Annotated in this window: 20 protein-coding genes; 9 read left to right on the top strand and 11 right to left on the bottom strand. The window is 40.2% G+C overall.

What is annotated here, in order from left to right:
- The first annotated feature begins 51 nt into the window (after positions 1-51).
- From H5087_RS11610 to H5087_RS11585, 6 genes are all read left to right on the top strand, one after another.
- Complete coding sequence (locus H5087_RS11610) at positions 52-1,641, top strand: alkaline phosphatase (protein WP_182672122.1); 1,590 nt, start codon at positions 52-54, stop codon at positions 1,639-1,641.
- An 11-nt stretch (positions 1,642-1,652) separates the two neighbouring features.
- Entirely contained in the window at positions 1,653-3,443 is a 1,791-nt protein-coding gene (locus H5087_RS11605; RefSeq protein WP_182672121.1) for an alkaline phosphatase, read from the top strand.
- A 139-nt stretch (positions 3,444-3,582) separates the two neighbouring features.
- Positions 3,583-4,296: a hypothetical protein gene (locus H5087_RS11600; RefSeq protein WP_182672120.1), complete on the top strand. Its 714-nt coding sequence runs from the start codon at positions 3,583-3,585 to the stop codon at positions 4,294-4,296.
- 293 nt (positions 4,297-4,589) lie between these two features.
- Entirely contained in the window at positions 4,590-5,024 is a 435-nt protein-coding gene (locus H5087_RS11595; RefSeq protein WP_182672119.1) for a hypothetical protein, read from the top strand.
- A 130-nt stretch (positions 5,025-5,154) separates the two neighbouring features.
- A complete protein-coding gene (locus H5087_RS11590; protein ID WP_182672118.1) occupies positions 5,155-5,676 on the top strand; it encodes a YcxB family protein in 522 nt (173 codons plus the stop codon).
- 2 nt (positions 5,677-5,678) lie between these two features.
- Entirely contained in the window at positions 5,679-6,062 is a 384-nt protein-coding gene (locus tag H5087_RS11585) for a hypothetical protein (protein WP_182672117.1), read from the top strand.
- Between the two features lie 99 nt (positions 6,063-6,161).
- Here the strand turns inward: H5087_RS11585 and H5087_RS11580 are convergent, their stop codons facing one another.
- From H5087_RS11580 to H5087_RS11530, 11 genes are all read right to left on the bottom strand, one after another.
- Positions 6,162-8,051, bottom strand: a complete 1,890-nt coding sequence (locus H5087_RS11580; RefSeq protein WP_182672116.1) for a monovalent cation:proton antiporter-2 (CPA2) family protein — start codon at positions 8,049-8,051, stop codon at positions 6,162-6,164.
- A 163-nt stretch (positions 8,052-8,214) separates the two neighbouring features.
- The gene (locus H5087_RS11575; protein WP_182672115.1) at positions 8,215-10,611 is read right to left on the bottom strand and encodes a PKD domain-containing protein; all 2,397 of its coding nucleotides are present in this window, start codon (positions 10,609-10,611) and stop codon (positions 8,215-8,217) included.
- 221 nt (positions 10,612-10,832) lie between these two features.
- Positions 10,833-11,726, bottom strand: coding sequence for a hypothetical protein (locus H5087_RS11570; protein WP_182672114.1), 894 nt, complete (start codon positions 11,724-11,726; stop codon positions 10,833-10,835).
- A 203-nt stretch (positions 11,727-11,929) separates the two neighbouring features.
- Positions 11,930-13,933 carry a methyl-accepting chemotaxis protein gene (locus H5087_RS11565; RefSeq protein WP_182672113.1) on the bottom strand — a complete coding sequence of 668 codons (2,004 nt, stop codon included), beginning with the start codon at positions 13,931-13,933 and terminating at the stop codon, positions 11,930-11,932.
- 288 nt (positions 13,934-14,221) lie between these two features.
- Positions 14,222-16,750, bottom strand: a complete 2,529-nt coding sequence (locus H5087_RS11560; RefSeq protein WP_220491560.1) for a TonB-dependent receptor — start codon at positions 16,748-16,750, stop codon at positions 14,222-14,224.
- Positions 16,751-17,030: 280 nt separating this feature from the next.
- Positions 17,031-17,876 carry a DUF4198 domain-containing protein gene (locus H5087_RS11555; RefSeq protein ID WP_002960196.1) on the bottom strand — a complete coding sequence of 282 codons (846 nt, stop codon included), beginning with the start codon at positions 17,874-17,876 and terminating at the stop codon, positions 17,031-17,033.
- Positions 17,877-17,910: 34 nt separating this feature from the next.
- A complete protein-coding gene (locus H5087_RS11550; protein ID WP_024596098.1) occupies positions 17,911-18,420 on the bottom strand; it encodes a DUF2271 domain-containing protein in 510 nt (169 codons plus the stop codon).
- Complete coding sequence (locus tag H5087_RS11545; RefSeq protein ID WP_182672112.1) at positions 18,420-19,052, bottom strand: PepSY-associated TM helix domain-containing protein; 633 nt, start codon at positions 19,050-19,052, stop codon at positions 18,420-18,422. Before H5087_RS11545 ends, H5087_RS11550 begins: the two co-directional genes overlap by 1 nt.
- Positions 19,053-19,176: 124 nt before the next feature.
- On the bottom strand, positions 19,177-19,572 hold the full coding sequence (locus H5087_RS11540) for a YbaN family protein (RefSeq protein ID WP_024596096.1): 396 nt from the start codon (positions 19,570-19,572) through the stop codon (positions 19,177-19,179).
- Positions 19,573-19,701: 129 nt separating this feature from the next.
- The gene (locus H5087_RS11535) at positions 19,702-21,024 is read right to left on the bottom strand and encodes a hypothetical protein (protein ID WP_002960190.1); all 1,323 of its coding nucleotides are present in this window, start codon (positions 21,022-21,024) and stop codon (positions 19,702-19,704) included.
- Between the two features lie 100 nt (positions 21,025-21,124).
- Positions 21,125-21,607, bottom strand: coding sequence for a MarR family winged helix-turn-helix transcriptional regulator (locus tag H5087_RS11530; RefSeq protein ID WP_002960189.1), 483 nt, complete (start codon positions 21,605-21,607; stop codon positions 21,125-21,127).
- Positions 21,608-22,034: 427 nt separating this feature from the next.
- Between H5087_RS11530 and H5087_RS11525 the strand changes: the two genes are divergently transcribed.
- Genes H5087_RS11525 through H5087_RS11515 form a run of 3 tightly spaced genes read left to right on the top strand, consistent with a single transcriptional unit; the run spans position 22,035 to position 24,993 of the window.
- A complete protein-coding gene (locus tag H5087_RS11525; RefSeq protein ID WP_182672111.1) occupies positions 22,035-22,883 on the top strand; it encodes a D-hexose-6-phosphate mutarotase in 849 nt (282 codons plus the stop codon).
- A gap of 36 nt (positions 22,884-22,919) precedes the next feature.
- Positions 22,920-23,453, top strand: coding sequence for a PH domain-containing protein (locus H5087_RS11520; RefSeq protein ID WP_182672110.1), 534 nt, complete (start codon positions 22,920-22,922; stop codon positions 23,451-23,453).
- Positions 23,446-24,993 (top strand): PH domain-containing protein, encoded by a 1,548-nt coding sequence (locus H5087_RS11515; RefSeq protein ID WP_182672109.1) that lies wholly within the window; start codon positions 23,446-23,448, stop codon positions 24,991-24,993. The genes H5087_RS11520 and H5087_RS11515 overlap by 8 nt, the downstream gene beginning before the upstream one ends.
- Positions 24,994-25,087: the final 94 nt, after the last annotated feature.

Here is a 25,087-nt window from a genome sequence, read left to right as displayed (position 1 = left end):
TTTTGTGTTTACACATTTCAAAAAATAACCACTAAACAATGGGAATTACGGATGAAAATTAAAAAAGTCGCTGCGGCAATCGCGCTAACATTTGCGTTTAGCGCAGTTAGCCATGCTGATGTACTACCGCAAAGCCAAAAAGACAGCAGCTGGTATAGCGCTGCGCAAACTAAACTAATAACAAAAACAGCACAAGCGCAGTCTACACAAGCCACTAAAGCTAAAAACGTTATTTTATTTGTGGGCGATGGCATGGGTATTTCTACTCTTACCGCAGCGCGCATTTTGCAAGGACAGCGTAATAACCAATCTGGCGAAGAAGGTTATTTAAGCTTTGAAGAGTTTCCATACTCTGCACAAGTTAAAACGTATAACGTAGATGCGCAAACTCCCGATTCAGCAGGCACGATGACGGCTATTATTTCGGGTGTAAAAACCGATGTGGGCGTTATTGGTGTAGATGAAGACATTGAACGCGGCGTGTGTTCAACAGTGGCAGGTAACGAGCTAATTACCGCGACTGAATTGGCTGAAATTAAAGGGCTATCTACCGGTATTATTTCTACAGCACGTATTACGCATGCAACTCCTGCTGCCACGTATGCTAAATCGGCTGACCGTAACTGGGAAGACGTATCAGATATGCCAGAAGATGCCGTAACGGGTGGCTGTGAAGACATTGCATCGCAACTGGTTAACTTTGAAAAAAACCTAGAAGCACGATTTGTAGGGACCGACGTAGACGGCCTTGATTTTGTAATGGGGGGCGGTCGTCGTCACTTTTTACCAAAAGACGAAACAGCTAACTCAACAGATGCGGTAAGCGCTATAGAAGGCGACCGTACAGACGAGCGCAACCTAGTGACTGAGTGGCAAACACAATACCCTGATGCTACGTACGTGATGGATCAAACGGGCTTTGATGCAATAGCAGACGACGCCACTAAAGTATTTGGTTTATTTAACGAATCCCACATGCAGTACGAAGCTGACCGCGCAAACGATGTAGCGGGCGAGCCTTCACTTACCGATATGACCACTAAAGCAATTGAAGTGCTTGGTAAAAACGATAATGGATTTTTCTTAACGGTTGAGTCGGGTCGAATTGACCACGCGCACCACGCGGGTAATGCATACAACGCGCTGAACGACACCATTGAGTTTGCTAAAGCCGTGCAAGCAGCGGTAGATAACACTAATCCAGAAGAAACCCTTATTTTAGTAACCGCCGATCACAGCCATGTATTTACTATTGCTGGCTACCCTAAGCGTGGTAATCCAATTTTAGGTCAAGTAGTTGCAGTAGGCGAAACTACTCCAAGCTTAGCCGCCGACGATATGCCGTACACCACAGTCGGTTACGCAAATGGTTTAGGCTTTAGAAACTTAGGCGACGAGACTGATGCTGATGCAAGCTACACAAGTGCTGCTGTAGCAGGGCGTGTTGAGCTAAATGGCGTTGATACAACAACCCCAGGTTTTCACCAAGAAGTAACTGTACCAATGGGTTCGGAAACACACGCAGGTGAAGACATATCTTTGCATGCTAAAGGTCCTGGTGCTCAGCTAGCACAGGGTGTAATTGAACAAAACGTTGTATTTCATTTAATTAATCAAGCTCTTGAACTAACTCAGCAATAATGGCGGCTAACATGAACAAATTAACGGTACTTTCTTTGGCAGTAATGGTCGCGCTAGCAGGTTGCTCGAGTGACGATAACAAAAATGAAAATAATATTATCGCAGTAGATAACGCTATTGCAGTGGGCTCTGAGCAGTGTATTAATGGCGGTGTAGAAACGCAAGTAGGCGCAGATATCAATAATAACGACGTGCTAGATAGCGACGAAGTTAATTCAACTAATTTAGTGTGTAATGCACCTGCAACGTCGTTAACTACCGAGCAGTTAGCCTCGCTCACTAGCAATACGTGGTTTAGTGAAGCACAAACAAAATTAGGTGCAGCACAAGCAGCCAGTAACAACATTGTTACTGAATCAGGCAAAGCTAAAAACGTTATTTTATTTGTGGGCGATGGTATGGGTATTTCTACCATAACCGCAGCACGTATTTTAGCGGGTCAGTTAGAGGGCGAAATGGGTGAAGATCACCAGTTAAGCTTTGAAACTATGCCTTTTTCGGGCTTTGTAAAAACATACAACGTAGATGCGCAAACGCCAGATTCGGCAGGCACTATGACCGCAATGGCATCGGGCGTTAAAACCGATGCGGGCGTTATTGGTATTGATGAAGCGGTTGAACGTGGTAATTGTGCATCAGGCAAAGGGCACGAACTTGTTACCTCGTTAGAGCTTGCTGAAATTGCAGGCAAAGCAACAGGGATTATTTCGACAGCGCGTATTACTCACGCAACACCAGCTGCAACGTATGCTAAATCGGCAGAGCGTAACTGGGAAGATATCTCCGATATGCCAGAAAGTGCCGCAACGTGTGAAGACATTGCATCGCAACTGGTTAACTTTGAAGCCAACCTAGAAGCACGCTTTAGTGGTGTTGATGTAGACGGTATTGACGTAGTAATGGGCGGCGGTCGTCGTCACTTTTTACCAAAAGATGCCGCGTTTAATTCAGCCGATGCAGTAAGTGCTGTTGAAGGGGATCGTACAGATAACCGCGACTTAACCGCAGAGTGGAAAACGCAATATCCAAATGGCACGTACGTAATGGATCAAACCGGTTTTGATGCAATAAGTGACGACGCCACTAAAGTGTTTGGCTTATTTAACGAATCCCACATGCAGTACGAAGCTGACCGCGCAAACGATGTTGCAGGCGAGCCTTCGCTTTCACAAATGACCGAAAAAGCAATAAACGTACTTGATAACAACGAGCAAGGTTTTTTCTTAACGGTTGAGTCGGGTCGAATTGACCACGCGCATCATGCGGGTAACGCTTATAACGCGTTAAACGACACTATTGAGCTTGCCAAAGCCGTTAAAGTGGCGATGGAAAACACCAACCCAGAAGAAACATTAATAGTTGTAACTGCCGATCACAGCCATGTATTTACCATTGCCGGTTACCCTAAACGCGGTAACCCAATTTTAGGTAAAGTGGTTGCAGTAGGCGCTACTGAGCCAAGCTTAGCTGCCGACGATATGCCTTATACAACGGTTGGTTACACCAATGGTGGTGGTTTTAGAAACCTAGGTAGCGAGACTGATGCCGATGCAGGTTACGCGTTTGCACCTGTTACAGGGCGTGTTGATTTAACTGATGTTGATACAACAACACCTGGTTTTCATCAAGAAGCACTGGTACCAATGGGCTCAGAAACACATGCCGGTGAAGACGTAGGCGTTTATGCAATGGGGCCAGGTGCACACTTGGTAACAGGCACAAACGAGCAAAGCTTTTTATTCCATGTAATGGACTTTGCCGCTGACTTTGTAAAAACAGCAGACGAAAAACTAGCGCAATAAATACCGCCTAGTTATAAATTTAGTTAAATATATCTAAATAAAAAACCCCGCCTACTGTGCGGGGTTTTTGTCATTAAACTGACATTTATAATCGTTATGTTATTGCCATAAACTTGAAATATAAATAAGAGATAGCTAAATGAAAAAAGCGTTATTAATAATTGCCACGCTTGTAAGTACAAGTAGCTTTGCCTCGCAATGTGATATTGATGCCAAGCATTTAAAAGCGGATTATAAAATTACCAACAGCCATAAAGCGCAGCAAAGTAGCGAGTCACTTACCCTTTGGCGAAACAACCAGCAAGTAGCGCATCAAAGTGAAGTAATAACCGAGCTTTGGCAGCACTTAGCCAATAATCAAATACGACCAATACGTTACTTTAACGCCCAGCAACGCGGTATTGAATATCAACCATCTGAAGTACGCGGCGTACAAAATTGGAGTGCTAAAAGTCAGCTGGTGGATAACCACTTAATCGAAAAAATGACCTTAGTAAGCACACAAGGCAAAGGCTGCGATGAAGTGAAAAACTATACACTGAGCGAAAATGGCAACGACTTTAACCTCGCCTTTATTACGCATTCAAAATTAGTTAAAACATTTAGTATTAGTAATAAAAAAAGCCAAACAAGTACATTGCTAAGCCTTAATAATGTAAACACTGATGTGCCATTAATTAGTGCTCAATTTGCACAGTGGGATCGCTTTCAAACCACCGATTACGCCGACATTGGCGATAACGAAGGCGACCCATTTTTAGCTAAAATGATAAACCTTGGTTTTATAGAGCACAGTGCAACTGGCTTTTATAACCAGCAGGGCGAGGCTATTCAAGGCGGACACCACCACTAGGTTTTAATTGAGTTTTAATGTGGCGTAGGACGAGCTTGCTGTGTTGGGGGTAAATTTATACTTCAGTCAGCAAGCTGTGGTGAGCTACCAACCGCCCTCTAAAATAAAGTGAATTTAAAATACTTCCGCCTAAATAATACTTCGAATAATCGCCTCATCTTATAAATAAGCACCGCCTGCTGCTAATTATTTATAGTTCGCAATAACTTACGCTATTTGATACTAATAGAAGTCCACGCAATAGGGACGCTTGAAAAAGTACTTATTAGCAAAGCTGTTATATTGGAACTTAAATGCGAGTACTTTTAGTTATATGTTTTTTATGGACTAGCTTATTATTTGCCTGCGGCAATGATGAACTAGGCCAATCAGCCTCTTTTGCAAAAATAAATGAAGACTATAGCGTAGGTAACTTTGCTGGCTATGATGTCTACGTACCTGAGATATTTAAAGACTATTATTTAACGTCATTTACAGTAGTGATAAAAGATACTTTATTAGCAGACTTGAATTTTACTGAAGCTAATAGTTATGAAGGTTATTACAAGGTATTTTTTCAAGTTAATCCTGAGAGATTAGATTCATTTAATATAGTACTTGGTTATTCAACAACAAAAGACAAAAAAGGAATTGTAATGTGTGGTGAAAGAATACAGTTAAATTTAAAAGAGTTACTCAGAGCAAATCAACCAGAAATGATCATCGCGCCCCCACCACCACTAAAATAGATCGAATTATTAAATTATTTTTAAACGTCGATCAAAGCGCTTGAAATAGTTTGTTCGGGTTTTGTTTGGTCTTATATTTATATAGCTTAAGTAGTTCGCTATGTTTAAACAAAGTTAGGATTCATTTTTTATGATCAAATCTATCACTGTTACTAAAAAAAATTATACCGACTATGCTGATTTTATAATAAAAAAGTTGTGTGCGCCTAAAGATAATAAAGGTTTAGGGTTTATAAAAAACATGATTGTATGGTTTGTGCTAGCCGTTGTTATTATGACTTTTTTTCAGGTTGAGTCTATTCGCCTTTCTGACTTTCATTGGCCAAGTGGGTTAATTGTAGCAGTGCCATTTTTAATATTAATTATTGTATTTTTATACAATAATCATAAGTTAAAAGAGCAATCAATCCCCAATGAAAATGGCGTAATGATTGGCAATAAAACAATTGAATTTCAAGCTGATGGCATTCGCGAGACTAATCATCTTGGAAGTTACTTTTATAAATGGCAAGCCGTTGAAGCAATGGAAGAAAATAAAGGCGATTTATATATATTTGTAGACAAGTTATTGGCTTTAATAATCCCAGCTAGCACATTTACAAACGAAGCCGAAAAAGAAGAACTAAAAGCATTTATTAAAGCTCATATTTAGTCATGAGTCATTTTATAAATATTTACACCGTCTTAGTGTTTATTTTAATGCTTATACCTATTTCATCAATGGGAAGTGAAAAACCAGCTAACACTACCGATGAAAAATGGGGCAAGTATCTAGAGCATAGAGCTGCTTGGAATAAAATGCTTAAAGAGCGTTATGAAAATAAGTTAAAGCATACTCCGCCAAAACCGCCTTGGATTAAATTTCCAAATTATCATCCGAGCGATATATTTTGGAGAATGGGTGACGGCGAAAGCTACATAAGTGACTATTTCTCTATCTATTTTCAGTACGCTTCTAAGGCTGAAATAAATGCTTATAAGATTAAATATCCTGAACACTCAGATTGGCGTGGAACATATAAGCGCTTTGAACACTAACTAAAAAGTACAGCTATGCTTTCAGATAACTTATTTGATTGTGGCGCTTATTCACAGTGCTATTAACTCACGCTAATAGCACATATCAGTTTTTAGACGCTACTCAAGATGAGCATCATCAGGCTTTTTAGGTTTACTCGCTACTTCTGTTAAGCCGTCTTCGCAATCGCCGCTGTCGCAGGTATTTAAATCGCTTTGTGCTTGTTTATCTTGTTGCAGCACTTGTTTTAAATCTTCCATACGTTGGCGAACTGCTACGCCGTAGCTAGCGTCGTCTCCCCATAATGCAGCAAGTTGCAGTACTGCAGCGCGGTCGTGGTCTCTAAATAGCTTACCAGCACGTTCTGCATCTTGCTTAGTGTTACCTAGTAACTCGAGTGCTTCTACAGCAAGGTTAATAGCTGAGTCGACGGTTTCGCGGTTAAACGCATCTACTTTTAAATTAAGTAACTGATACGCATGGCGGCGGTCGATTGCGCGAGCAACTATTTTAAGTTGCGGGTAGTTTTTATGCGCGAGCTTAATTATCTCAATGGTTTTATCGGGGTTATCAATTGCAATTACCAGCATTTGCGCGGTGTGCGCGCCTGCTGCTTCAAGGAGTTCTTGGCGTGCGGCATCGCCATAAAATACGGTATTGCCAAAACGGCGTAGTAATTCTATTTGGCTAGGGCTGTGATCAAGTACGGTAATTTCGTAGCCTTGCGCGTGCAGTAAACGCCCCATAATTTGGCCAAAACGTCCGTAACCCGCAATAATTACGTGTTTAGCGGTGCTAATTTGCTCTGGCTTATCAAACTCAGGCAGAGCACTGCTGCTGCGTTTTTGTATTTGCTCATAAACCATAAGTAATAACGGCGCTATTAGCATTGATACCGCCACAACTAAGGTAACAAGGCTGGTTTGCTCGGGCGTTAAAATACTTAAGGTGGTGGTTACGCTTAAAAGTACAAATGCAAACTCACCCCCTTGGGCAAGGGCTAGGGCAAATAATAACTGCTGTTTACTGTTAATTTTAAAGGTAACGGCAAGGGCAAATAAAATGCAGGCTTTAACCACAATGAGTAAAACCACTAAGCCTATAACGGTACTAAACTCGTTAAATAGCAGTTCAAAGTTAATTGATGCGCCAACAGTTATAAAAAATAATCCTAAAAGTAAGCCTTTAAAGGGTTCTATATCGGCTTCTAGCTCGTGTCTAAATTCACTCTCGGCAAGTACAACGCCTGCTAAAAAAGTCCCCAAAGCAGGCGATAAACCAATACTTTGCATAACTAGTGCAATAGCGACTACTAAAAAGAGTGCAAAAATAGTAAATATTTCACGCATGTGCGTTTGGGCAATGTATCTAAATAACGGCGCCGATACATATTTACCGCCGGCAATAATAGCGGCAATAACCGCGACCGATACACATACTTGTTGCCATACAGGCCAGCTTGCAATAATCGAATCGCTGATTTCTTTTGAGCTAGTTTGCGGGGCAAATGCAAGCAGTGGCAATAGGGCTAAAATAGGAATAATTGCGATGTCTTGAAACAGCAATACCGAAAATGCGTTTTGTCCGGCTTCTTGCTTTAGCCAGCCTTTTTCTTCAAGGCTTTGCAGCACAATAGCGGTAGAGGAGAGTGCGAGCATTAAACCAATGGCGAGTGCGGTTTGCCAATGCATGGCAAAAAACCAATAACAAAATGCAAATATAGCCGCTGCCGATAGCACAACCTGTAAGCCGCCAAGCCCTAAAATAGAGTGGCGTAATGTCCATAAACGCGAAGGTTGTAGTTCAAGGCCCACTAAAAACAGCATCATTACTACGCCAAATTCAGCGAAGTGCATTACATCTGTTTGATCGCCCACAACACCCAGCGCATAAGGGCCAATGAGTATTCCGGCAATTAAATAACCTAATACAGAGCCAAGTCCGACTCGTTTTGCAATAGGCACAGCTACAATGGCTGCTGCTAAGTAAATTAAAGCAATTTCTAACACGCGTTTATCCTAATAACATCAAGGCTTTTAGAATGGCTTAGCTGCTTATAAAATACAATGGATTATATGGCTCAAAGTTGTTTATTTATCAGTAGTTATAACACTAATGGTTATAACTACTGGGCTAAAAATAGCACTTTATGTTGAAGGGCTTATTTGGGGGCTAAATATTACAAATACTTATAATTGCTGAGCTTGGTTGGCCTGAATCAGAATGGTAAATAGTGATGTTTGAGCTTATTGTATTTTCAACGTTTGTTTCAATTACTGTTACTTCAAATTCGGCTGATGCAGGTAGGTCGATATCCAATTCGCTATCGAGGTAAGTGCTTCCGCTTTTTAGCAAAGTAAGTGGTTTGGTTTGAGCAAAGCTAAATTGAAAGCTATCTGACGCTAAAAGTGTATCTACCATGTTAAAGCGTAGGTTAACTGTGTCGGGGCCTGAAAACTCAGCACACACAAATACCGAAACCTCAACAGCTTGTAAAACGGGCATGCTATTTTGGCCTATATCCACAGTAAAGTTGCTTTGCGTAATTGCTACAGAGTTATATTCCCCAGCTGCTAGCCTTTGATCTGCTGTTGTTATCGTTATTTTTTCACCTTGCGCTAAATTAACCTCTTCATCAAAAAAGCCATTTGTGTTGGTGCTGTACTGCTGTCCATTAATTGTTAGCTGTGCATTGCTTATAGCGGCTTTTTGCACATTAGTGAGTTGCCCTTTAATGCGACCGGTAAGTTGTGCAGAGCTGGTTACTGTAATTGAAAATTGCACACTTTTTGAAAAGCCATCAGCATCAGTTGCTATAACGGTTAGCGTGTAACTACCTGTCATATCGGCGATAAATTCGGTAATACTTTGGTTTGCATTGCTTAAGCTGGTGCTCGAGCCTGAAGGCGCTGATAGTGTCCAAGCGTAATCGAGAGTGGTTCCTTCTGGGTCGTAACTTTGGCTTACATCAAATTTAACCGTATTGCCCACTACATCGTAGCGTGATTGCTCCCCCGTGAAGCTAATTACTGGCAGTGCATTTTGTATTACATCAATTGTTAGGGTTTTTGTGTCAGAGAACTGCACGCCATCGTTAGTGCGTAACGAAATAACAACTTGCCCCTCTACTGATGCGCTAAACGTTGGTTTTGATATTGTATTACTGCTAAGCGTTGCTTGGCCTTGCGACGAAATGATTTCCCATTGGTAACTTAGTGGCTGGCCTTCTGGATCGTAACTATTGGAAGCATCAAGTAAAACTTGTTCATCAACCGTTATAGAGGTTTCATAAGTTACCAAAGTAATAGGCTTTTTATTACTACTGGCATGCAGTGCTGAGGTTGCTTGGTTTGAACTTAATTGCCCATCAGACACTGTAAGCGCTACAACGTAGTCGCCTTCTTTATCGGCAATAATAGAGGGCGTTGCTGATGTGCTGTTAGTGAGCTGTGATGTGCTATTTACAGGCTTAGCTTGTAACTGCCAGTTATAGCTCAGCGCATCTCCGTCTGGGTCGCTACATTGTTGGCACTGCAAAGTGGTTGATTCGTTTAACGTAATATCACGTTCGGATTCAAGTGTTGCAACTGGGGCTTTATTACTTGTGGTAACAGTTAAAGTAACTGATGCGGTATCGCTTTTGTTTTGTTGGTCGGTAACAGTGAGTGAAAGCGTGTAATCTCCAGCTGTTGACGCTGAAAATCCAGCGGTATGATTTTGCATGTTTGAAAGAGCAGGCGTGCTGCCCTGGGGTTTTGATGTAATTGTCCACGCATAACTAAGCGTATCGTTTTTATCGGGATCAGTACTTTGGTTACCATAAAGTGTAACAACTTCATTTGGGGCAATTGTTTTATTTTCTACGTTTATAACCGCTTGTGGTGATGAGTTAGAATTAAGCGATTCACTCTTTATGAGTACGACAGTGCTTGCTGTATCACCTTGTGAATCAGTAACCGTAAGCTCAACTTTAAATTCGCCTATTTCGTCGGCAACAAACTGGCTTTTTACTTGAGTCGCATTTTCAAGCGTTGCATTACTTGCTACGGGCTTGGTAATAAATTGCCATTTGTATTGATTAATGGCGCCGCTGGTTGTGCTACTTTGCGCGCCATTTAAAAGCACAACATCCCCTTGCTTAACGGTTTGTGTGCTACCTGCGTTAGCAATTAGTTGGGTATTTGCAGTAACGGTGAGTTGTTTTTGTGCAGGTGTGCTTGAAAGCTTGCCGTCACTCACGGTTAATACTAATTGGTACTCTTGTACTTCAGATATTGAAAACTCAACGGTACTTTTATTATTAACCGTAATCGGTATTTCTACTTGTTCGTTTTTGCTGACTAATTGCCATTGATAGGTGAGTGCATCGCCATCGGGGTCGCTACTTTGTGCTGCGCTAAACACGAGGGTGGTATTTACTTTAAACTCCGATTGCTCGGTGGTAATAACCGCAATAGGCTTTGTATTAGTGCTGAGCGGTTTAGTTACTGTTTTGGAATCTGAACCTCCAGAGCCACATGCAACAAGCGTGAATAGAGTCGTGATTAGAATTAAGAGTTTCCATTTCATAGTATTAATATCCTTTTAATAAAGTCGAATACTAATATGTACCTAAATTAGCTATAAAGCAAAAAAATAAATCAAATAAGTAAATTTTCATTATTTTAGGAAATAGTTAATGTGAAACAGTGCTGCTTTTAAATAATTTATACTTTGAGGGAAGTGCCTTATGCCCAGATTGATAGGGCATAAAGTATATTAAATGGCAGTTGAATAACGCTTAAATAAAGTTAGTCTGCTACTTTTACTGAGCCGCTAATATTATCGATACTTACATCGCCCGAGCCCGACTCAGTAATAGTCAGCCCCTTTGCATGATTAACGCGAATATCACCCGAACCATCTTCAATTGTTACGCTTGAACCAATATGCTCAATGACCATGTCGCCAGAGTTATCATCAACATTAACAGCACCGCTTATATGGCTTATCACTAAATCACCCGATCCATCTTCAACGTTTAGCGAACCGCTTATGTTGCTCACGTGCATTTCGCCAGAACCATCGTCAATAGTTGCATTGCCGCTTACGTTGTTTATATGAATACTGCCAGAGCCGTCGGTTAATTCTAAATTACCTGCGATGTTTTCAAGGGTTACTTCACCTGAGCCATCGTCAACAGTTAGGTTTTTAGCCCCGCTTATTGTTAAATTTCCTGAGCCGTCTTTTACATCAATATTGCTTTGCATAGCATTTATTAAAATGTCGCCAGAGCCATCATCAATATCTAAATTTAGATTACTTGGTACAGTAACCACTAAATTAATACTTGGAGATTGGCCACTGTAAAAGCTAATACCATTACGGCTTTTATTTTGGGCAACAAGCTTTGCCTGTTTACCGTCTTGCTCGAGCGTTAGCTCGTATTCGTCTTCAATGTCGGCTGTGTAAATAGTGGCATCAACACTAATGCTGGTGGCCGTTTTTGAGCCTTTTATTTCAAGGCTACCTGCGCCGCTTAACACATTTAAATACTCAAGATTATTGCTTGGCAGTGATAGCTGTTTAGTTTGTTTTACCGACGCAACGCTTGGCGATATATGAAATACACAGCCACTTAATAATAAAATGCCGCCAATAAGTGAAAGTGGTTTTGCAATGCTTAATTGTGTTGATGAGCTCATGTTTAGTCCTTTGGTATTTATTGTTTGTATTTATATAAACAATATAGAGCAAAAATGAGGCCGAAATGTAAGTTATTGTTTTATATAGGGTGGTGTTTTTTTATGAAAGTTGAAATACTAATAAGTGGTTAAAATAACTAACTATTAATAAAAAAGGATGCGCGATGCATCCTTTGTTTAATTTAGAAACTTTAACTGTGGTATTAATGTGCTCTGAAGTAGCTTATTTGTTGCTTAATTTTTTCAGCTAATGTCATTAGTTCACTTGCCGAATTTACAGTACTTTGCGTGCGAGACTCACCCTCTTTAGCGAGTTGGCTTATAGAGTGTAGGTTTTGAGTGATTTCTGCTGCAACGGTGCTTTGTTGATCTGTTGCCTCAGCTATATTATTTGATGAGCGAGTTAGATCACCAATACTTTGAGTGATTAAGTTAAGTTGCTCTCCTGTTTTTTCGCCCTCTTCAGCTGATTTAATACCCAACTGACGGCTTTGTTCCATTTGTTTAGTTGCGGCGGTAACTTGTATTTGTAGCTGTTCAATTGTTTGGCTAATTTCTAAAATTGATTTTTGAGTGCGCTGCGCTAATGTTCTAACTTCATCGGCTACAACTGCAAACCCTCTACCTTGTTCGCCAGCTCTTGCCGCTTCTATTGCTGCATTAAGTGCTAGTAAGTTTGTTTGCTCAGCAATCCCATTAATTACTTCGGTTACTTTACTTATTTCGTTACTCGCGGTGTTTACTTTTTCTACAGAGTTATGGCTATCATTTAACTGTTGGCTTAGTTGCATTAAATCATTAACAACTTGGGTTAATTGTGTTCGACCTAATTGAGCTTCTGCATCAACTTGTTGGGTTCGTTGAGCGCCTTCATTTGCGTTATTGGCTACATCTTTAATGGATACTGACATTTCTTCGATGGCGGTGGCTATTAGATCTGTTTGCCCCATCATTGCATGTGCTTCTTTGCCGTTAGTGAGTGCAATTTTTTTGGAGATGCCCGCTTGCTTTTCCAGCTCAACTACAGAGTTTTGTAAGGCGAGTATTAGTTTTTTGAGTTCAACCGACATGCTGCTTACACTCGCGGTAATTTGGTCTATTTCATTTTCACTATTTGTGTTGGTATTTAAAAAATGTTGTGACAAATCACCTTTACCTAATGCATCAACGCTACGTGTTAACTGTCTTAATGGTTTAAGTGTTTTTACTAGCACCCAAAAAAGTAAAATTGAGATAGCAAGGATCCCCCCAACAGACGTTATGCTGTTAACTACCATTAGTTTTATGCTTTCTTCAGTGAGTTCGCTTTCTTTTACACGACCAAGTAAGGTCCAATCCCACCCAGGTACCGTTTTACTGTAAGCAAACATCGGGGTGTTATTTTCACTATTGTATTTTAATGACAGACCCTTTTTAATTGCCTCTAGATTAAGCCCATCAAGTGCTTTGGAGTTCACTTTTGAGTCAACTGCGGCCTCTTTACCCGCTATAACTACATCATTTGTATTTCTGAAAACAAATAAGTTACCGCTTTCTTCAATTACTATTTTATTAACAGACTCTCTCAGCGATGCCAGTGCATCGTTTATATTAAAACCTATGTATAAAATACCAATTACTTGGTTTTGTTTATTTTTAATTGGTTGGTAAACAGTCATATACTCGTTGCCGAATAATTTAGCGTAACCTTCATAGCTTTGACCGTTCATAAGAGGCTGATAGCCTGGGTGTTTTTTTCCTAGGTATGTGCCAATAGCCCGTTGCCCATCACTCTTTTTTAAAGAGGTAGTAATACGAAAAAAATCATCCCCATCTCGCATAAATACCGTGGCGTTACCTCCGGTTAATTTAGCGTAATTTTCAACAATATCGATATTGTTATTAACCTGTTCACCATCATGTAAAAGAATAGGAACCATAGTATCTACGACCATTACTTTTTGATCGCTTTTTTTAAATTCACCAGGGTACATACCTTTAAATACGGTCGCATTGCGTTTTGCTATTGCAAGTAGGCTGTCGTATTGGAGTTCTAAAAGATCTGAAATAGCGGTTATTTCAGACTTAATCGCAGTTTCACTTTTTTCAGAAAGTGTATTAGCCGAGATTAAATAGGTAGATAGTCCCACTAAACTAAAAATACATAACGTTAAAGTGAATGCTAGGGCACCAATTTGTTTTGATATTGACCAGTTTTTATAGCTCATACTTCACTCCAAAGAAAGACGGTATTTATGCGTACTTAGTTTAATTATAGGCGTTTTAAGTTGTTTTTTGATGACTTACTAGCAACTAACTTAACCTAATAATCAATTTATCATATAAAAAAAATTTAATAATAATAAAAAGTTAGCAATTTATGTTGAAGGTGTTATTGCTGAATTTATTTGATTATAGCTAGGATGGTTATTTTTATTACTATTTTTTAAATATAAAAAATCCGATATGGCATGCCATATCGGATTTTAATTTAACTCATTAAATTTAAATTTAAATTAAAAGCTGTAAGTAATATTACCGTATAGGAAACGTCCGTCTAATCCGTAAGGTGCATACGGTGTGTACGGGAATATTTGGCCAAAGTCAGAGTAACCAATGTTATCCACGGTGGCTTGTGGGTACTGATCGAATAAGTTGTTTGCACCAACGGCAAATTTCCAATATTCGTCAGGACGGTATGCCACTTCTAGGTCGGTGATCCATTTAGGGTCTAGGTATTCATCGCGATCGGCTGTAGTTGATATATCAGCGACTTCACCATAACGTGTGGCACGAAGCGTTGTTTGCCATTCGTTAAAGTTCCACACTGCTGATAGGTTCCATTTGCTATCTGGCGTGCCTTCTTCAAAGCGACCTACTTCACGACGCGCAAACACTACGTAGTCGTCACCTAGTGAGTTAAGCTGTGCTGGGTTGTCGTTTACGTGTGTTACTTCGGTATCGTTAAAGTTAGCAGCTACGTTTAGGCGTAAATCACCTAAGTTGTCTAAATCTAGGTTATAAGTGGCTACTATATCTACACCTTGCGTGCGCGAGTCGATAGCGTTGGTAAAGTAACGTACGCTTTCGGTGTTTAGCTCACCGGCATTTTGTAGTATTTCAACAACTGCATCGCCCTCTAGGTTTTCAGACAATACAATACGGTCATCAATATCAATACGGTATGCATCTACGGTTAAGCTAAAGCTCTCTTGAGTGTAAATAAAGCCAGCTGTAACGTTTACTGACTCTTCAGCATCTAACGGCTGAGCACCGAGTGCTTGCGCTGCGGCTGAATCGGTTGGGAATAAACCAACTTCAAATGGTTGGTTGTTCTCAAGTACAGTTGATATTTGGCGGTACGAGCTTTGCGCTAAAGATGGCGCACGGAAACCTGTGCTAATTGCACCGCGCAGCGATAGGTTTTCAGTAATGCTGTAACGCGAGGCAAGTTTAGAGGTAAATGTGTCGCCAAAGTCGCTGTAATCTTCATAACGACCCGCTAAAACTACGTTCCATTTTTCTGTTAAGTAGGTATCAAACTCAACAAATAAAGCGATGTTATGACGGCTTTCGTCAGTCGCACTTTCTGGTCCAAAACCAGCAAGTACTTGCGCGCCACCGGCTGCAATTGGGTTACCGTCGCTATCAAGTGCGGTGATGTAAGACGCTTCTTCGCCTTCTTCTATTTTGTAGCTTTCGTGGCGGTATTCAGTACCTACGGTAAAAAATACGTCATCAGGTAAGCCTAAATCGAGTGTGGTATTGGCCGTTGCGTTTACTAAAAACTGATCGTAAACCAGTGCACCGTTATCAAATTCAGTTGGGCTGTCGGCACCTAGTGATGTGTTAATACTATTTACAACGCCGAAACCAAAGTCATTGCGGCCGTAGTTGGTACTTACATCCCATGTCCAGTCGTTAGTTTCGCCTTTTAAGCCCAGTGCAAATGAGTAGTCTTGTACGTCCGTTTCAATTTGCGGCAAAAAGCCATCTGGGTACACTTCTAAAACGTTACGGCTGTCTTTTGCTCGGCGGTAAAAACCACCTGAATTACCTTCACGCTTTGAGTAGCTACCAAATGAATAAAGGTTTAAGCCGTTATCTAAATCGTAACCCATGTTGTAAAACAACGCGTAATCTTCAAGGTCGGCTTTACCAAAACGGTGATTGTAACGATCGATAGTAAATTCGCGTGGGTCTAGGCTGCCATCATCAAGGCGGCTGTATTGTTCTCGTGGGTCAAAGCCTGAGCGCTGCGTTGAGTCGTTATCGCGGTATTCAATTGATACGTTTACAAAGCCGTTATCAGATAACGCAAAACCAGAGTTTGCGCTAACAGTGCGTGTTGCACCGTCGTTTACTTCGCGGTCGCCACCGGTATTAAACGCTAAGTCGCCGTTAGCATCTGCATAGGTGCTTTCTAGCTGAGGTACGCCAGCCATTTGAGTATCGTATTTACCGTACGTTACGCTTACGCTGCCGCCTTCTGAGGCATCTTTAAGTACAATATTAATTACCCCAGCAATTGCATCAGAACCGTACTGTGCGGCTGCGCCATCACGTAGTACTTCAACACGTTTAATTGCAGAGGTTGGGATCATGTTCAAATCAACAGCGGTAGAGCCTCGACCAACAACACCTGCTAAGTTTAATAGCGCACCGGCATGGCGGCGCTTACCGTTTATAAGCACTAGGGTGTGATCGGGTGCTAATCCACGTAAAACAGCTGGTTTTGCATGGTCAGTACCATCACCCATAGTGGCACTTGGGTAGTTAAAGCTAGGTACTTGGTTTGCTAGTATTTGGCTTATTTCTAGCTGACCCGTACTTTGCATATCACCGCTGGTAATAATATCTACAGGTACTGAGCTTTCGGCAATACTGCGTAAGCTTCTGCGAGTACCTGTTACTGAAATCACTTCAATGCTTTTTTCGGCTTGAACATCTTGTTCTGCAGCAAATACAGAATAATAGGGTGCACTAAGTGCAGAAGAAACGGCCAGACTAAGTGCTACTTTTTTGGCTGATAATGGCTTTAACATGATGTTGATTCCCTTGAGGGCTGCTGACTATTGATTTTAAAAAGGAGCGCATCATATAGAAGCGACTACCCTAGTGCAAAGATAAAAACTATCTAAGATATTCTAAGTTATTAACAAGTAAGGTCACTGTCTACGCGTGATATAGGCGTTTGGATCGTTGTAGTTGCAATCTTGTGTCGAATGGTTGCGAATTCAAGGGGATTTTAGATAAAAGTTAGTAAGGCGTAAAAAGGCCAAGCAAATGCTTGGCCTTTCAATTTTTTAAATTTAGTAATTTAAATTATTCAGGGGCAACTTCAAGCGTTGTAAATAATGCATAACGTCCTGCATCTACGCCTTCTTCATTTACGGTAACCTTGTTAGAGGTTTCGATTAGGTATAGGCCTGGCTCTTTCCACGTAATTGTAAACATACCGTCTTTATCGGTCGTTACTTTTACTTCGCCACGCTCGTTACGGTAGCGTGTGTCGCCTTTTAAAATACTTACTTCAACGCCTTCACCAGCAGATTTACCATCTTGTAGTAACTGAAAACGTGCTTGTTCACCTACAAATAAATCGTTTGGATGCGTTGGACCGCTAAGCTCTAAGCCTAAACCTAACTGTGCAGGTTTTGAGGTGCCATTTCGGCTTACAAATGTATCTACTGTTGAAACAACCTTCGTTGTCGTTACATCTTTTGCATTGCTAGGTAACTCGGCTTCTGTTTTTTTACCAAATACGCGCTTGCGCTTACCTTCTTCGTTTTTATAGAAGGTCATGTACATTGGCTTTTGGGTCATTGCAATATGGTAAGTGCCTTGCTCTGTTAAGCTTACTGCAGCTGAGCTTTTACGCTTTAAGTAATAAGCACGAATGGTGTCGCTTACTGGCTCACCATTAGGCGCAAGTGCCATTAATAATGTGTCGTCGTACTCGGCGCCTTTTTCTTTAGGTTTAAAGGCTTTGTCTGGTGCAAACATTTCGTTAGAGATACTAGCGTCAATCATTACGTAATGCGCTTTATCGCCTGATAAGGATGTATGCGAAGGTAGTAACCAACGTCCGTGTGCACTTGCTGAAGTTGACACTAAAGCAGATAAGCTCAATGCGCCGATTAATGCCGTTTTTAATAAATTAATTTTCATTGTATTTCCTTAAATTCAAATGATTAAGTAGCAGCTACTTAGTGCTTACAGTGACGAAGCTTTTAGAAAACTCGTTTTTACCATCAATTGTTAGTTTGCCTGATTTAGTTAAATCGAGCTCAACGCGGGTGTAGTCTCTGCCGCCTTCTTCGCGTACAACTTCAATATTTAGTAAGTATTTACCTGGTTTTACTGGGTTACCGTCTAAATCATTACCTTGCCAATTTATGGTGTAAGTACCTGCGCGTTTTGTTGCGCCGCTAATGCCGTCAAAGTTGGCATCGCTTTTACCAGCTTTACGCCACCATTGGCGTAAGTCTTTAAACCATTCTGCTTTTTGCACCCATAGTGCAAGCGTTGTAACGTGTTTACGCTCTGGTGTTTCAAGCCAAACTGCAACGTATGGGCGGTGATACGGTTGTACTTCTAAGTCAGGAAGCGTTAATTCAACCTCTAGCTGTGGTGTTTTTGCATGCGCCGTTGTTTGAAAAAACGCAGCTACGAGCAGTAATGCGGCGCTTATAAATAATTTAAATTTAACCATTAAGACACTCCTTTTATTTGTGGAACCCAACATGAATAAATAACCAGTGGAGTTACCACTCCGAGTACGGTTATCCATATTCCTGCTAAGCGTTTTTTTCTATTTTGAAACAAAATAATCATGCCGGTGATGGCAAATAAAATCATTAGTACGGCAGATATATCAATTACCCAACTCCATACTTCACCGCTGTGGCGGCCTTTATGTAAGTCGCCAATAAGGCTTAAAAAGCCACCTGTTTGGTAATCAAGATTTAGCTCGCCAGTTGTAAAATCAAGCTCTGCGTAGGCAAACCCAGCAGGCAGTGGGTAGTCGAGCATGACAAGCGCGTCTTCTTTTTCCCACTCAATGCTTTTTACTTTTGTAAGTGCATATTGCTCGGCTAGGTAAGCTTCTATTTCAGGGTAAAGCGTTGGCAGCGTATTTAGCTGCTCATTCGCTTTGGTAACTAGCTCTGCTGGAATTACCGCCGTTACTTGGCCATTATTTTTATCGTTTTTAAGCCAATCAATATGGTTGAGCACAATGCCGCTAACGCAAAATAAGATAAGCAAAAAAAACAAAGCTGTAGAAATATAAATATGTAGAGCACGGCTTGTGCTATACAAAGCCCGCTTGTTAATAAACGACATAAAAACAGTAAATAAATTAAATTTACAGCATGATAATGATTTGCATTAGCTATTACAAATTTACTTACTTATCTTTACATAAAAACTTTAAAGCAAAGGCGGTAAGCAGGTAAAAAATGAATATTTAACGCTTAGGAGGGCTGGAAGGTCTTAAAATAAGGTAAATCATTACCAATACTTCTATTACTGCAACGAGATAAATAACCCAAATAGGGGCGGCTGAATACAGTAAAAATGTAAATCCAATTAACATGCCAATGGCGGCGTAGCATTTGGCTTTTACAGGCACTACTTTATGGGCTTGCCATTGCTGCAAAGTTACACCGTAACGAGGGTGGTTTAACAGCCATTGTTCAAGCGCGGGTGATGAGCGAGTAAAGCAGGTGAGCGCTAAAATAAAAAATATAGTGGTAGGCATGACCGGCAGCACAATGCCAATAATACCCAAGGCTACAAGTATTAAGCCAAGTGCTTTAAACCATAAGTTTTTATAACAAATAAACACTGCTTTTATATTCACTTAGGCTCTTTTTAGTAATGGCTGATACTTTCGATTGTAGGCCAAATAGTTATAAAATCGAAGTGTAAAAACATAAAAAAGGGCAAACTAAGTTTGCCCTTTTAAATTTATAAAATAGGTTTTACTTATCTAGAAGTAGTAACCTACGTTGATGTTAAAGCGACGCTCTGTATCGCCATCACCAATAATTGTTCCGCCAATAAATGGCTGGTTACGTGCTTGAATAAAGTCAAAGTAGGTAAATAACGGGCCTGCTGATACGCTCATACCTGTTACGTTCATCCATGTATCTGCACTGTCGTCAGATTTGTCGTAAATGATGCCGTAATCGTTGTAGAACTGCACGCCTGTTATAGGGCCTAAATCAACCGATAGGTCGTAAGCTACGTTAAAGTTAGTCATGGTAGCTTCGCTTGATACGGTATCGTAGTAGTCAAACGCACCTACAACAAAGCGGTTGCTGTTGTCGTCTAGATCGTAGTCGTACTCACCGTGCTGAAATTGAATATTCCAGTTATTAATTTGGCTGTTTACGTGGAACGCCCATGCGCCGTAGTTACCTGCACGGTCGTTACCATCATGTAAGCCACCGCTTAATAGTGATACACCCACATCGGTTTTAGCGTTTTCGCCATGCTCAATTTGGTACACTGTACGAGCTGCAAATGTGTTGTATTCACCAAGGCGAGAGCCAGGTGCATCGTATGTGCCTTCGGTTGTTGCACGGCTACCAACTATATCAAAAGAGTAACGCTCGTTAACTTCAGAGCTGCCATCAACGCCACCCACTTCATCATTTTTGAAAAAGCCTAGGTCTAGTTTCCAGTTGTCTTTTAGTTTACGGTTTACTGTTACACCCAAATCAAAGTCGTCTTCTAGGCCAACATAGTAGTTAGTGCTAAAAAAGTAGCTGTGTGAGTTGTATGGGCCATTACCAAAAGGGACAGGTGCAATACCTGCTTGTGCTTCCCAGCCATCAGTAAATTCGTAACCTAAGTATGCATACTTAACAATGGTCATGTAATCGTAAAAGCGAAAATCACCATTAACAGAAATATCGTTTATTTCGCCAGATAAGTTAATGCGAAATACTTCAAAGTCTAAGTCGCCGCTACGATCTTGAGTGTCTTCATCGTATGAATTAGTGCTGTAATTAAAACGCACTGCGCCACCAATTTTAACGCCTTCGTCTTTTTTCTCAGATTCAGCGGCAGCAACAACAACTTCTTTGTTATCAGCTTTTTTACTAATTTTTGCAACTTCTTGCTTGTGTTGCTCATTAATTTTTTGCTGTTTTGTTTTTTCATCAGCTAACTTATTTTCAAGCAGTTGCATTTGTTGCTTTAACTGCTTAAGTTGGCTTTGTAACGTGTCTAGATCATCAGACGCATAAGAAGTACTTGTAACACCACCTAGAACTAGTGCTAGTGTTAATTTTGAGAGTTTAGTCATAATTGCCGCTCAGATTTTGATTAAAAAATAAAAAATTCAAGACGTAAAAAAACGCCTTACGTTTAGGGTAAGTACAAAAACTATGTATTTTTTTTATTATTTATTCTTTAGGAGCTTGAGTAAGCGCACCAACTTCTAGAAGGGGCGATGCATCTAATTTATCTGCATCCATCATTGCGGCTACACGCTGCATTGATGAGAGTAAAAGGCTCTGTTCCCATTCAGCAAGTGCAGAAAACTTTTCAATAAAGTGTTCTTGCAATGGCTGAGGTGCTTTATCAAGTAACTCTTTTCCTTTATCGGTGAGGTATAAGCTCACTCTGCGTTTATCCATTTGACTGCGTACGCGTGTTACTAAGTTTCTGCTTTCTATTCTGTCGAGAATATTGGTGACCGTTGCTGGGCTTAAATTTACATTTTGAGCAATACGGCTCGCCGTTATTCCATCGGTTTTTTGCACTTCTTGCATTATAAGCAATTGTGGGCCAGTTAAACCCGAAGTTTTATTTAGCTGCTTAGAATGTAAGTCAATCGCGCGGATAACTTTACGTAAAGAAACCAATAACTCGTCATATTTTTGCATTTGCTTATCTCGTCGATGGGGCGGTAGTTTGCCGTAATCGCGAAATGTTACACATCAAATAAATTGAATTCAAATAATATATTGTACTTTAGCCCGCTTTTATTGGTTTTTAATAGTTAGAGCAGTAACTAATGTAAAATTATATTGTTTAAATATTGGTAAATTTTCTTAGCACCTTGTGTGCATTAAGTTGCGCACAGTACGTATGTTGTGAATAATTGGCAAGTCTTATTGTATAGACTTTAGTATTATTCATTTACAGCTGTTAGTACAAAGTAATTGTTTGTGAGTTTACTGTATATGTATTAATCGGCAATGAACAAATTCAGCAATCAATATTTAATATCAATAGCGTATACTTTAAGCATGCATTATTGTTTAGATGTAAACATTAAAAATCTTTAGTATCAGTATTATAGGGGAAGGTATGAAATTATCGCCATCAGTTAGCATTGAGCAAAGCGAATCCGGACTTGAGTTTATTAAAGTAGCTAGTGAAAAGTGCGACGCAAAAATATTTTTGCAAGGTGGGCAAATTACCGAGTTTACCCCTAAAAATAACAAGCCACTTATTTGGGTTTCACAAGAGGAAACCTATCAAGAAGGGGCGAGTATTCGAGGCGGTATTCCTATTTGTTGGCCGTGGTTTGGTACACACGCTAATGATGGGTGGCCTGCCCACGGTTTTGCGCGCACAAGCGTATGGCAAGCCGATGAAGTACACGAATCTGATGAGCAAATTACAGTTAGTTTAAAGCTCCCCATGAAACTTGTTAATACAACGTATTGGCCGCATCAGTGCGCATTAAAAGTTGAGTTTGTATTAAGTTATAAATTACAGGTTCGCTTAACGACCACTAACTTAGGAAGTGTGCCATTTAGCTTTACTCAAGCACTGCATACCTATTTTCCAACCTCAGATATTACAAATACCCATGTTGATGGTTTGCAAGGCGCGCAATATATTGAGTTTAGTGAAGGGCCATTTGTACAAAATGATGTTGTAAGCTTTAATCGCGAAACCGACATGGTTTATACACAAGCAAGTACAATGCAAACCATTAACACGCCAGAAGGTGTTATTAATGTGAGCCGCGAAAACTCAAGTTCGTGTGTGCTTTGGAACCCGTGGATAGAAAAATCAAAACGCTTATCTAACTTTGCTGACGATGAATATAAAACAATGCTCTGCCTAGAGGCCGCTAATGTACTGACAGATAAAGTAACGCTTGAGCCAAAACAAAGCCACGCCTTAATAACCACCATTAGTTGGTAAGCTAGTCATAATTAAAAGCAGAAATAGGGACAAATAGTGTTTAACAATCAACAAATAATGGATTTACCAAAGCATAGTGATATTAGCTTTAAGCCATTGGCTGATAAAGCCTTATTACATACACAACTTAGCTCGCTTCTGTTTTATATACCGCTAATTGGAGCGCTTATTGCTGTTTGTTATTTTAATGAAGCCTTTGCTAATAATGCACAAACGTATTTGCTAATTGGTATGCCAATTTTGGTGGCCGCATCTATGGCGTACAACATAATAAGTGTGAGGTTGCGAGGCTTTGCAGTGCGAGATCATGACATTGCTTTTAAAAAAGGCGTTATTTGGCAACAAGTGACGGTATTACCTTTAGCGCGCGTACAGCATATGGAAATACACCAAGGGCCAATAGAGCGAAAACTTAGCCTTGCAAGCATTAAATTATTTAGCGCTGGTGGTGTAAGTGCCGATTTACAAATTAGTGGGCTAACCCATGATGATTGTAAAAATATGCGCCAATTTGTACAAAACTACCGCCAAGACGACGCAACTACTCAGGCAGCTTTAGTCGATGAGTAATACAACTATCGAAGATAAAGCCAGCCCTATTTACTGGCAAAAAGTATCGCCCTGGGCACTTTTATACTTTGTTGTGCACTTTAGTGTGCGCTTTGTAAAAGATGGCCTTTTAAACTTACTACCTATGCTTGTCGTGTTTGTTACTCAAGTAGAAAATAAATTGTTTTGGGCGCAGGTTGCAGGCGGTATTGCACTAATTTTGCTACTTGTTTACTCATTTTTATATTATTTAAATTTTAAGTTTAGTATTAGTAGCGTCAACGAAATATTGCTTAACAAAGGTGTATTTAAAAAAGAGCGACTTACGCTTAAATTTGGCCGTGTGCAAAACGTTAATATTGCCGAGCCGTTTTATTTTACCCCCGTAAACTTAGTTAATTGTATTTTTGATGCCGCTGGCAGTGTGTCGCAAGAAGTTGTTTTACCTGGTGTCACTAAAGATTATGCACAGCAAATGCGTAAACAAATATTTGATTTTAAAGCGCAGCAACAGCAAGAAGCGCCAAATACTGAACAAAGCGAAACAGACACTATCGAAAACAGCCTAAGCATTAGGAATAAAGAAATAGCCAAATTTGGTTTGATGTCGAATATGGCCATTTTTGCAATGGCTGCTTTGGCCCCTTTTATAAACCTAATTGTTGATTTTTTAGAGAAGCAAATTATTGCGAAAGTAGAAGGCTTTTATCAACAAGAGCTTGGTATGCTGGCAAGTGCTGCTACCTTTGCGATGATCACCTTAATTGTTTTGTTAGTTGTGGTGGCTGTAATGCTATCGGTGACTATGTCGCTTATTCGCTTTTATAACTTTGAGCTTTATTTTAAAGGTCAAAAGTTTAAACGTATTGCTGGCTTGTTAGAGCGCCATCAGCTTTCTATGAGTATGGATAAAGTACAATCTATTGTTATAAAGCAAAACTTAATGGGGCGATTACTAAAGCGATTTACCGTTGAGTGTTTACAAGCAAGTAGCGGCGGAATAGCAGCCGGTGTGGCGGCTAAAAAAAATAAACAAACGTTAGTATTACCTGTATTAAATAGCGAACAAGTTGATAGTGTATGCCAATGGATTTACCCGTGGTTTAATAGTAAAAAACTCGCTTTTAAGCGCGCAGAACGCGCGCTTTTGTATAAAAATTTAGGCTTTTATTCACTGTTACCCAGTGTATTAGTGTTTGGCTTTTGTTTTATTGCTGATATTAATACTCTGATAAGCCTTGGTGTTTTGGTGGTGTTTTCTGGCTTGGTGACTTTGTCGTATCAGCGTTATGGTTATTACATGCATGAGGATAATGGCCGATTCTACATGGTTGTACGCAAAGGTATGATTGGCGTTCATTACCGTGTTTTTGAGCTTTATAAAGCGCAAAGTGCGCGCAGTATAAGTACATACCTAATGAGAAAGTCAGGCTTAAAAAGCCTGTATATACAACTTGCTTCAGGCTTTGCATTTATGCCCTACATAAAGCAGCAAGATGCTGACTTTATTATTGATTTTACAATCAAACAGATTGAGTCAGATACTCGCAGCTGGATGTAAAATACCCTAATAAAACGTGTGTAAATACCCATTTTCACATGTTTTATTACACTTTCTTACTGCCCATGAAAGATATTTAATAATACCCTAGATG

The sequence above is a fragment of the Pseudoalteromonas sp. SR43-7 genome (genome assembly GCF_014163785.1).
Taxonomy (GTDB): domain Bacteria; phylum Pseudomonadota; class Gammaproteobacteria; order Enterobacterales; family Alteromonadaceae; genus Pseudoalteromonas; species Pseudoalteromonas distincta.
This window is presented reverse-complemented; position numbering and strand designations above follow the sequence as displayed.

Bases quoted from the DNA above. Each gene is read 5' to 3' on its own strand.
- H5087_RS11585 (WP_182672117.1), top strand. From the start codon at position 5,679: ATGAGTCATTTTATAAATATTTACACCGTCTTAGTGTTTATTTTAATG.
- H5087_RS11570 (WP_182672114.1), bottom strand. From the start codon at position 11,726: ATGAGCTCATCAACACAATTAAGCATTGCAAAACCACTTTCACTTATT.
- H5087_RS11600 (WP_182672120.1), top strand. From the start codon at position 3,583: ATGAAAAAAGCGTTATTAATAATTGCCACGCTTGTAAGTACAAGTAGC.
- H5087_RS11545 (WP_182672112.1), bottom strand. From the start codon at position 19,052: ATGTCGTTTATTAACAAGCGGGCTTTGTATAGCACAAGCCGTGCTCTA.
- H5087_RS11535 (WP_002960190.1), bottom strand. From the start codon at position 21,024: ATGACTAAACTCTCAAAATTAACACTAGCACTAGTTCTAGGTGGTGTT.
- H5087_RS11560 (WP_220491560.1), bottom strand. From the start codon at position 16,750: ATGTTAAAGCCATTATCAGCCAAAAAAGTAGCACTTAGTCTGGCCGTT.
- H5087_RS11610 (WP_182672122.1), top strand. From the start codon at position 52: ATGAAAATTAAAAAAGTCGCTGCGGCAATCGCGCTAACATTTGCGTTT.
- H5087_RS11565 (WP_182672113.1), bottom strand. From the start codon at position 13,933: ATGAGCTATAAAAACTGGTCAATATCAAAACAAATTGGTGCCCTAGCA.
- H5087_RS11595 (WP_182672119.1), top strand. From the start codon at position 4,590: ATGCGAGTACTTTTAGTTATATGTTTTTTATGGACTAGCTTATTATTT.
- H5087_RS11525 (WP_182672111.1), top strand. From the start codon at position 22,035: ATGAAATTATCGCCATCAGTTAGCATTGAGCAAAGCGAATCCGGACTT.
- H5087_RS11515 (WP_182672109.1), top strand. From the start codon at position 23,446: ATGAGTAATACAACTATCGAAGATAAAGCCAGCCCTATTTACTGGCAA.
- H5087_RS11555 (WP_002960196.1), bottom strand. From the start codon at position 17,876: ATGAAAATTAATTTATTAAAAACGGCATTAATCGGCGCATTGAGCTTA.
- H5087_RS11590 (WP_182672118.1), top strand. From the start codon at position 5,155: ATGATCAAATCTATCACTGTTACTAAAAAAAATTATACCGACTATGCT.
- H5087_RS11530 (WP_002960189.1), bottom strand. From the start codon at position 21,607: ATGCAAAAATATGACGAGTTATTGGTTTCTTTACGTAAAGTTATCCGC.
- H5087_RS11575 (WP_182672115.1), bottom strand. From the start codon at position 10,611: ATGAAATGGAAACTCTTAATTCTAATCACGACTCTATTCACGCTTGTT.
- H5087_RS11605 (WP_182672121.1), top strand. From the start codon at position 1,653: ATGAACAAATTAACGGTACTTTCTTTGGCAGTAATGGTCGCGCTAGCA.
- H5087_RS11550 (WP_024596098.1), bottom strand. From the start codon at position 18,420: ATGGTTAAATTTAAATTATTTATAAGCGCCGCATTACTGCTCGTAGCT.